This window comes from Spirillospora sp. NPDC049652, assembly GCF_040675125.1.
Lineage (GTDB): Bacteria > Actinomycetota > Actinomycetes > Streptosporangiales > Streptosporangiaceae > Spirillospora.
The window spans coordinates 1-9,326 of the sequence record NZ_JBFAOF010000214.1 but is presented as its reverse complement, the minus strand read 5'-3'; the positions used below and the strand labels follow the sequence as shown (position 1 = coordinate 9,326).

The 9,326-nt window shown below is 72.3% G+C and carries 7 protein-coding genes; 3 read left to right on the top strand and 4 right to left on the bottom strand.

Going from position 1 to position 9,326, the window contains the following annotated elements:
• Together AB0J52_RS16395 and AB0J52_RS16390 are read right to left on the bottom strand one after the other, a co-directional pair.
• On the bottom strand, positions 1-645 hold a 645-nt coding region (locus AB0J52_RS16395; protein WP_500182413.1), incomplete at its 3' end, for an aldehyde dehydrogenase family protein.
• Complete coding sequence (locus AB0J52_RS16390; protein ID WP_500182412.1) at positions 642-1,946, bottom strand: aspartate aminotransferase family protein; 1,305 nt, start codon at positions 1,944-1,946, stop codon at positions 642-644. The genes AB0J52_RS16395 and AB0J52_RS16390, both read right to left, overlap by 4 nt.
• A gap of 218 nt (positions 1,947-2,164) precedes the next feature.
• Between AB0J52_RS16390 and AB0J52_RS16385 the strand changes: the two genes are divergently transcribed.
• The gene (locus tag AB0J52_RS16385; RefSeq protein WP_500182411.1) at positions 2,165-3,796 is read left to right on the top strand and encodes a PucR family transcriptional regulator; all 1,632 of its coding nucleotides are present in this window, start codon (positions 2,165-2,167) and stop codon (positions 3,794-3,796) included.
• 84 nt (positions 3,797-3,880) lie between these two features.
• Here AB0J52_RS16385 and AB0J52_RS16380 read toward each other — a convergent pair whose 3' ends face one another.
• Positions 3,881-5,866 carry a flavin monoamine oxidase family protein gene (locus tag AB0J52_RS16380; RefSeq protein ID WP_500182410.1) on the bottom strand — a complete coding sequence of 662 codons (1,986 nt, stop codon included), beginning with the start codon at positions 5,864-5,866 and terminating at the stop codon, positions 3,881-3,883.
• Between the two features lie 299 nt (positions 5,867-6,165).
• On the opposite strand from AB0J52_RS16380, the gene AB0J52_RS16375 reads away from it, so the two are divergent.
• Both AB0J52_RS16375 and AB0J52_RS16370 read left to right on the top strand, forming a co-directional pair.
• Entirely contained in the window at positions 6,166-6,912 is a 747-nt protein-coding gene (locus AB0J52_RS16375; protein WP_500182409.1) for an SDR family oxidoreductase, read from the top strand.
• 185 nt (positions 6,913-7,097) lie between these two features.
• Entirely contained in the window at positions 7,098-7,982 is an 885-nt protein-coding gene (locus AB0J52_RS16370; RefSeq protein ID WP_500182408.1) for a lysophospholipid acyltransferase family protein, read from the top strand.
• 550 nt (positions 7,983-8,532) lie between these two features.
• On the opposite strand, the gene AB0J52_RS16365 is transcribed toward AB0J52_RS16370, so the two are convergent.
• Positions 8,533-9,066 (bottom strand): helix-turn-helix transcriptional regulator, encoded by a 534-nt coding sequence (locus tag AB0J52_RS16365; RefSeq protein WP_500182407.1) that lies wholly within the window; start codon positions 9,064-9,066, stop codon positions 8,533-8,535.
• Between the last annotated feature and the right edge of the window lie 260 nt (positions 9,067-9,326).

Genomic DNA, 9,326 nt, shown 5'->3' with positions numbered 1-9,326 from the left:
CTCCAGCAGGCCGTCCACCGCCGCCTTGTCGCCGTGGACGACGTTGAACACGCCGTCCGGCAGCCCGGCCTCGGCCCACAGCTCGGCCAGCCGGACGGCCGCCGACGGGTCCTTCTCCGACGGCTTGAGCACGAAGGTGTCGCCGCAGGCGATCGCCACCGGGAACATCCACATCGGCACCATGGCCGGGAAGTTGAACGGGGTGATCCCGGCGCAGACGCCGACCGGCTGGAGGATCGAGTACGCGTCCACCCGCGACGACACGTTCTCCGAGAAACCACCCTTGAGCAGGTGCGGGATGCCGCAGGCGAACTCGACGACCTCCAGGCCGCGGGCGACCTCGCCCGCCGCGTCCGACACGACCTTGCCGTGCTCGGACGAGATGGTCCGGGCGAGTTCGTCCTTGTGCCGGTGGACGAGCTCGCGGAACCGGAACAGGATCGCGGTCCGCTTGGACAGCGACGTGTCACGCCAGCCCGGGAAGGCGTCCCGCGCGGCGGCGACGGCCGCGTCCACCTCGGCGGACGAGGCGAAGTCCACGCTTCCCGCGACGGCGCCGCGAGCGGGGTCGTAGATGTCGCCCCGCCGCTCGGCGGTCCCCTCGAAGGGCTTGCCGTTGATCCAGTGGGTGACGTGCTTGCTCACTTGCGGGCCCCGTTCACGGTCTCCAGGCTGTCGATCAGGATTCCGAGGCCCTCGGCGGCCTCGGCGTCGGAGAGGGTCAGCGGCGGGGCCATCCGGACGGTGTTGCCGTACAGGCCGCCCTTGCCGACCAGCAGCCCGCGCTCGCGGGTCGCCTCCATCACGGCGGTCGCGAGCTCGGGGCTCGGCGCGCCGGTCTCCGGGTCGGCGAACTCGATCGCGAACATCAGGCCGCGGCCGCGGATCTCCTTGACGATCGGGAAGCGCGGCGCGGCCTCCCTCAGCCCGCCGATGATCGTCGCGCCCTGCCTCCGCGCGTTGGCCTGGAGGTCGTGGTCGAGGACGTAGTCGAGCGTGGCGTTCGCGGCGGCCGTGGAGACCGGGTTGCCGCCGAACGTGGCCAGGCCGACCGCGTGCAGGTTGTCCATCAGGTCGCCGCGCGCGACGACGCCGCCGATGGCGAAGCCGTTGCCGAGGCCCTTGGCGAAGGTCATCATGTCCGGCGTCACGCCGTGGTTGCCGATGCCGAAGAAGCTGTCGCCGGTGCGGCCCCAGCCGGTCTGCACCTCGTCGGAGATGAACAGGATGCCCTGCTCGTCCAGGACCTCCCGGTACGCGGCGAACAGTCCGTCGGGGGCGGCGGTGAACCCGCCGACGCCCTGGATCGGCTCGGCGATCAGCGCCGCGACGTCGCCGCCGGTCGCCGTCGCGAGGACGTGCCGCAGGTCGGCGACGCACGCCTCGATGTACTCGGCGTCCGACATGCCCTTGAACTGGGGCAGGTGGCGGTCCGCGCCGTGCAGGAAGTGGGTGTTCAGCGGCGAGTACGAGTTGTTCTTCCAGGCCCGGTTCGAGGTGACGCCGACGGCGCCGAACGACCGGCCGTGGTAGCTCTGCCGCATCGCGAGGACCTGGTCGGTCCGGCGCGCGTACGTGGCGAGCAGCAGCGCCGTCTCGTTCGCCTCGGTGCCGGAGTTGGTGAAGAACACCTTGGCGTCGGGGATGCCGGAGAGCCGGGCGATCTTCTCGGCCAGCTCGACCTGCCCGCGCAGCAGGTAGGCGGTCGAGGTGTGCACGACGCCGGTGGCGAGCTGCCGCTCGACCGCCTCGCGCACCTCCGGCACGTCGTAGCCGATCATGTTCGTCAGGATCCCGACGAAGAAGTCCAGGTAGGTGGCGCCCTCGGCGTCGGTCACGCGGCTGCCCTTGCCGCCGACGAGCTCGATCGGGTGCGCGTAGTTGAGCGCGAGCCACGACGGCATGACCGCGCGGTGGCGCTGGAGAAGCGAGGCGTGTTCGGACATGCCCTCATCCTCGGCCGCGGCCCGGCGGCCCGGCTACCCGCACAGTGTCAAGATGCGCGCCGAAGTATTGACGTCCTGGCAGGCGGATTGTCACGATATCCGCAGCCGGAACGCGGGCTCTATCACCGATTCCGCAGTTCGTGCCCGCCCGCGCGACCTACAGGATGTAAGTGGCCGGACGAATCCCCCTGACACAGTGTCGGATACCATCGGGCCCGATGCTTCCCACCGTCGCCGACGTCCTCCAGCTGGAGGCGGTCCGCCGCGGCCAGCCCAGGGTGGTCGCGGGCGCCGACCGCCTCGGCAACCGCGTGCGCTGGGTGCACGTCGCCGAGGTCGCCGACATCGCCCACCTGCTGCACGGCGGCGAGCTGGTGCTCACCACCGGCATCGCCCTCCCGGACGAGCCGGACCGGCTGCGCGTCTACATCGCCGAGCTCGCCGAGGTCGGGGTCTCCGGGCTGATGGTCGAGCTCGGCCGCCGGTACGCCGCCGAGCTGCCCGGCCCGCTGCTCGCCGCCGCCGAGGAGCACGGCCTGCCCGTGGTCGTCCTCGCGCACGAGCCCGCGTTCGTGGACATCACCGAGTCCGTCCACGCCCGTATCCTCCAGGACCAGTTCGCCGAGCTGCGCGCCTCCGAGCAGCTGCACGAGATCTTCACCCAGCTCTCGGTGGAGGGCGCGTCCACCGAGGAGGTCGTCCGGCAGGTCGTCGCCCTCTGCGGGCACGCGGTCGTGCTGGAGAACCTCGCCCACCAGGTGCTCGCGATGGACTCCGGCCCCCGCGACCCCGCCGAGCTGCTGTCGGCGTGGGAGACCCGGTCCCGGGCCGTCCGGCCGCGCAACCGCACCGCCTTCGACGAGGCGTCCGGCTGGCTGGTCACCACGGTCGGCGCGCGCGGCGAGGACTGGGGGCGGCTGATCATCACGCTCGGCCGCCCGCCCACCCCGCGCGAGACCGTGCTGATCGAGCGCGCCGCCACCACCCTCGCGCTCGGCCGGCTGCTCGACCGGCACGCCGAGTCGGTGGAGCGGCAGGCGCACCGGACGATCATCGCCCGGATCCTCGCGCACTCCTACTCCGACCCGCAGGAGGCCGCCGCCCGCGCCCGCGCGCTCGGCGTGCCGCTGTCCGGCCGGCGGCTGCTCGGCGTCGTGCTGCGGCCCCGCACCTCGTCCGCGCCGACCTCGCCGATCGTCGCCGGGGAGCTCGCCGAGCTCGCCGAGACGGCCGCCGCCGCGTGCAAGGACGCCCGGCTCGCCGCGCTGGTCGGCGTCCTCGACGAGGGCGGCCCGCACGCCCGCGTCGGCGTGCTCGCCTCGCTGCCCGCGCGCGCCGACACCGAGACCGCGCTGAACGACATGGGCACCCGCATCCGCAAGCAGTCCGGCGCCGACTACGTGATGGCGGCCGGATCGGTGGTCGAGTCGATCCGGGACGTCCGCCGCTCGTTCCTGGAGGCCGAGCAGGTCGCCGACGTCGCCGCCCGCTCCTCGTCCAACCCCAACCGGCTCTTCTACCGGCTGCCCGACCTGCGGCTGCGCGGCCTGCTCCACCTCATGCGGGACGACGCGCGCCTGCAGACCTTCGTCGAACGCGAGCTCGGCCCCATCCTGGAGTACGACGCCCAGCGCGGCAGCGACCTCACCCGCATCCTGGAGCTGTACCTGGAGTGCGGGCGCAACAAGGCGGTCGCCGCGCAGCGCGCCCACCTGTCGCGTCCGGCGTTCTACGAGCGGCTGCGGCGCATCGAGCGCGTCCTCAACGCCGACCTGGACGACGTGGAGTCGTGCGCGTCCTTGCACGTGGCGCTGCTGGCGCTGTCGTCGGTCCGCTGGGAACGCTCCTGACACGCGAGGCCGCGCCGCACGAGAGGGAACGGCCGGTGACGCCTGGCGCGCCACCGGCCGTCCCGTCGCGTTCTCCGGCGGTCGTCAGGCCATCTCGCTGACGGCACGCCAGGCCGCGTCGATCGCGGCGTCGGCGTAGGCGCGGTTCTGCGAGTCGGAGTTGGCGATGGTGACGCGCCCGTAGGGCCTGCGCCCCTCCACCGAGGGCAGCGGCCCGTCCGGCCAGAAGGTCGCCCACGGACGGCCGTACTCCAGCGCGTAGCCGTGGCCCCACCGGTTCACCGTGATGGCCTGGATGTCCTTGGCCGGGTCGAAGCCGCCGCCCGACAGCAGCCGGGTGAGCTGGTCGCGGATCGTCCGCTCGTACGCCGCGAACGGGCGGCCGAACAGGTCGCGGCGGCCCGGGCCGATGCCGCCGCGCGGGTTGCGGTAGCCGGTCTGCGTCGCCATCCGGATCATGTGCACCAGGATCGGCTGGGACGGGTCCTTGGAGAACTGGTAGTCCGGGAAGCTCACCGGGTAGTCGAGCTCGGCGACCACCCAGTCGCCGCTGGTGAAGCGGGTGTGGTAGATCCGCAGCTTCTCCCACGCCTCCCAGTTGCGCAGCTGCACCATCGCGTACACCATCGGCAGCTTCGTCCCGTAGAACAGGTTCTGCTTCTGGTCCTTCGGCAGGTCCTGCATGAGGTACGGGATCATGGTGTTGTAGCAGGCCATGACCACGTGGCCGGCGTGCGCCCGGAAGACCTTCCCACCCCGGTCGAAGTCGACCTCGACCTCGTCGGCGCCGACCAGGCCGTCCTTGTGTTGCACCCGCACGCACGGGGAGTTCAGCCGCAGCCGGACGTCGTTGCCCGCCACGTCCAGCTTGCCGTAGTCGACGCGGGCCAGCGGCTCGGCGTCCATGTTCTCCGGCGCTCCCGTGTTGGGGATGAGCCGGCCGATCATCAGCTTGCAGAGCCCGTTGTTCCCGTCCGGGAAGTGGTAGATGTACGGGTCGTCCGCGTTCCACTGGATCTGCACCGTGGGACCGCAGTACCGGTACGGCTGCTTGCCGCGGTCCAGCTTCAGCCCCGCGAAGCCCGGATACTCCAGCGCCCACGAGTCGAGCGCGCCGAAGGCGTCGATGCCGAAACCCCACTCGTCGCTGGTGTAGGTCTGGAGGTAGGCGAGCACCTCCGGCGGCATCTTGGCGTAGTCCCGGAGGTACTCCTGGTAGGTCAGGTCGACCAGCTTCAGCTTCTTCTGGTCGGCGCTCATGCCCGGCAGGTAGTCGCCCGGCTTGTCCTGCAACGCCAGGTAGGCGGCCTTGGCCTGCTCGCTCATCGGGGCGCCCGCCAGGGACCTGGCCGTCTGGGTGTCGTTCTCCATGACCGCCAGGTGGTCGCGGTTGAACAGCTCCCGGGTGAAGAACTCCGAGTCGTTCAGCTTCCAGCGCTTGTTGAAGTTCTGGTCGTAGTACTTGTCGAACTTCTTCGGCTGGACGCCGAGGTCGGAGAGCAGCTTCTTGGCCACCGGGCTCCACACCGACGGGGCCTCGATCGACTGCGAGCCGCCGTAGCCGATCAGCGGGCGGCCGTTCGCCTGGAACTCGTTGCGCCGGGCGTGGCCGCCGAAGTCGTCGTGGTTGTCCAGGATGAGGATCTTGGCGTCCGGCTTCTTCTGCTTGAAGAAGTAGGCGGCCGACAGGCCGCTGATGCCCGCGCCCACCACGATGAGGTCGTAGCGCTCGCCGGTGTCCTCCACGGACTTGCCGCCGGCCCAGTAGATGCCGTCGCGCAGCTGGTGCGGGACGCGCATCGCCGGGTTGGCGCTGCCGCGGAGGCCGGTCATCGCGGGCGGGTACGAGCGGTTGCCCGCGCCCGCGTAGTTCCAGCCGTCCGGCGGATCCACCGACTTGTTGTGGATGCCGCCCCACGAGCCCGCCGTGCAGCCCGAGAGCGCGCCCGCGGCCACGGCTCCGCCGACCGCGACCGCCATCCCGTCCATGAAGTCGCGGCGGCTGATCTTCCGGTGCATTCCGAGTTCCTTGTCGGAATGCACGGGTTCGTAGGAGTCTTCCTCCGCCATCAATCCCCCCGATACACGCAGCCCCCGGGGGAAGATCTTCCACGCTTGGGCGGGACGAAAACAACAACACCCCGGCGGGGACCGTCAACCTGCATTAAAGCGCCAGAAGACTATCAGCGGCCCTCCTGACCTGCGCAGGCAGCCCCCGATCGGTCAAGCTGGAGTAAAGTGGTGAAGTGATTTCAGCAACACCGGTCCGCAGCGTCAGTTCGCCTTCCTAATGACAAAGTGAGCGGCCCGGACCCGTCCAAGAGCCCCCTCCGCCGGGTTTCTCCGCGACGCGCGCTAACCTTCGGAGGATGGAGCTAGGACTGAAGGGCCGGCGCGCCGCCGTGGCCGCGGCGAGCAGCGGACTCGGCCTGGAGGCGGCGCGGGCCCTGATCGCCGAGGGCGCGTCGGTCGCGATCTGCGGGCGCGACCGCGACCGGCTGACCGTGGCCGCCAAGCGGCTCGGCGACCACGCGCACCCGGTGCTCGCCGACGTGGCGACGCCCGAGGGCGCGACCGCGTTCGTCCGCGAGGCGCAGGACGCGCTCGGCGGCGTCGACATCCTGGTCACCAACGCCGGCGGCCCCCCGCCCGGCGGCTTCGCCTCCACCCCGCTGGACGCCTACGCCCCCGCGCTCGACCTGAACCTGATGTCGGTCGTCGCGATGTGCAAGGCCGCCGTCCCGGCCATGCAGGAGCGCGGCTGGGGACGCGTCGTCGCGATCACCTCGATCTCGGTGCGGCAGCCGATCCCCACCCTGATCCTGTCCAACACCGCGCGCGCCGGGGCGACCGGCTTCCTCAAGACGCTCGCGCTGGAGGTCGCCAAGGACGGCGTGACCGTCAACTCCCTCCTGCCGGGCTACCACGCGACCGAGCGGCTGCGCACGCTGCGCGGCGGCGACTGGGACGCGGTCGCCAACGAGATCCCCACCGGCACCGTCGGCGACCCGGCCGACTTCGGCGCGTTCGTGGCGTTCCTCTGCTCCCAGCAGGCCAGGTTCGTCACCGGCGCCGCGATCAGCGTGGACGGCGGCGAGTACTCCGGCCTGCTCTGACGACGGCCCCGCCCGGCCCCGCGGGCGACCGGTGCGGGCCGAGGGCATGGAACCCCCGCCGGGCGACGTGGGCACACATGCGCACGCCCTGGGAACAGCCGTCACATGCGCCGCGACCTGCGGTGCCGTCACGTCCGCTGACTCCTGCGTCAAGCGCTTGGTCGCCCTCGCCTAGCATGCGCGGCATGGCCTCCCCTGCCGAGTGGACCCCGCCGTCCGCCTCCCTCATCCGCGCGGCCGACCGCGCCCTGCGTCCCTGGCGCGCCTGGACCTCCCCCGTCTTCCACGGCTTGGACCACCTGCCCGCGTCCGGTCCGGCGCTGCTGGTCGGCAACCACACCCTGTACGGCGTGGTCGACGCGCCGCTGATCTTCTTCGAGATCCACCGGCGGCGCGGCGTGTGGGTGCGCTCGCTCGCCGACCACGCGCACTGGCTGATCCCCGGCTGGCGGCGGATCATGGACCTCGGCGGCTCGGTCGACGGCACCCCCGACAACTGCCGCGCGCTGCTGCGCGCGGGCCAGATGGTCGTCGTCTTCCCCGGCGGCGCCCGCGAGGCCGCCCGCGCCCGCGACGACCGGTACCGGCTCCAGTGGGAGAACCGCCTCGGCTTCGCCCGCCTCGCCGTCGAGGCCGGCTGCCCGATCGTCCCGTTCGGCTCGGTCGGGGCCGAGGAGATGTTCACGACCGTCCTCGACGCCGACAGCCGCCTGCTGGCCCCGGCCCGCACCCTCGCCCGCTCGGTCCTCGGCGAGCGGGCGAAGGGCCGCGACGACTTCATGATGCCGCTCGCCCGCGGCATCGGCCCCACCCTCGTCCCGCGCCCGGAACGTCTCTACTTCCGCTTCGGCGCCCCGATCGACACGACCGCCTGGGCGGGCCGGGAAGACGACGACCTCACCGTCACCGAGGTCCGCGACCTGGCGCGCAAGGCCGTCCAGGAGATCATCGACTCGCTCCGCGCCGAACAGGCCGCCGACCGGGGCCGCACCCCCTTGGCCCGCCTCACCCGAGCCGTCACCCGGACCGCCGCCTCACTGCCCGGCCCCACCACCTTCCTCCCCCGCTGACGGGAGAACCGGCCGACGGCAACGGCGCACCTCGACCGAAAAAGACGCCGCCCTGCACCACCACTCACCGCACGCGCGAAAGGCCACGACCGAGTGGGTCATGGCCTCACAAGTGCCTTCATCTCAACGACACAAGAAACACACGCGTGTGCCGAATGCGCGCGGGCGCCGTCCCGGCGGCACTCGAAAGGACACGGCACCGTGGCCGCCCCTCCTGCTCCGGGGCCGACCCGGCCACGCACGCGAACGCACCACCGACCGCGCGGGCGACGCCGAAGGCGAGCTCCGCGCGGTCGATCGCCCCGGCCCTGCCCGCGACCACCGCGACGACCGCGTTCACGGCGAGCGGACGCGGCGTATGGCAGGTGGCGCACGGCGGCCCGGATGCCGCCGACGTCCAGCCGGTCGCCGGCGGCGAGCGCGGTCGGCACCGGATGCGAACCCGCAGGCAGGGACCGCCACGTCCCTGCCGCGCCGCGCGATGGCGCGCTCGCCCGGGCTCCGGGCCGAGGGCTCGCCTGAGGGCTCGTCCTCGGCCCGGAGGCCCGGGTCAGAGACGGCGCTTCTGGAAGGGGAGGTAGCGCTCGGCGCGGCGGGGACGGGCGGGCATGCCGGTGGACTCGACCGCGAGGATGCGGTCGAAGCGGAAGGCGCGGACGCCCCGGCGCAGCCGGCACCAGCCGACGAGGTACCAGTGGTCGCGGTGGACGAGGCAGGTGACGGGTTCGACCTCGCGGATGGTGACGTGCGCGTTGGCGTCGCCGTAGCAGAGCCGGACGACGCGGTGGTCGGTGATGGCGGCGGCGATCACGCGGGCGCGGTCGGCGGTGGTGGCGGACAGCGGGTCGGTGAGGGTCGCGAGGGTGGTGGCGACGACCTCGTCGTGGTCGGCGCCGGGCGGCATGAGGTGGCGGAGGGCGCGGCGGGCGGTGGCCGCCTGCGGGCCCGCGCCGAGGTGGGCCAGGGAGAGCGCGAGGGACGCGATCTCGGCGGCGGTGAGGGTGGGCCCGGGGGCCTCGAAGAGCGCGTCGGCGGCGGGACCGGTGGAGGTCCGGCCGGGACTGGGGGTCGCGACGTTCGCCATGGTTCGATTATATGTTCGAGCACCGACATTTCGCGGGGTCGTCCGGCACCGGTCGGCCTTCCCCTTGAGGTGTCGCCCGCGCATGGTGAACACTGATCCCTCAAAACGGCACCTTTTTCCTGGATGGCGGGGGCGATCATGGGTTTGCTGGGGGGCCGCGTTGGCTGACGCGGGGCTCGGTCGGCTCATGACAAGGGAAGAGGCGGACGCGGCGCTCGCCCGCCTGCGGGACGAGCGGGACCGCGTCAGCGCGGGCCTGC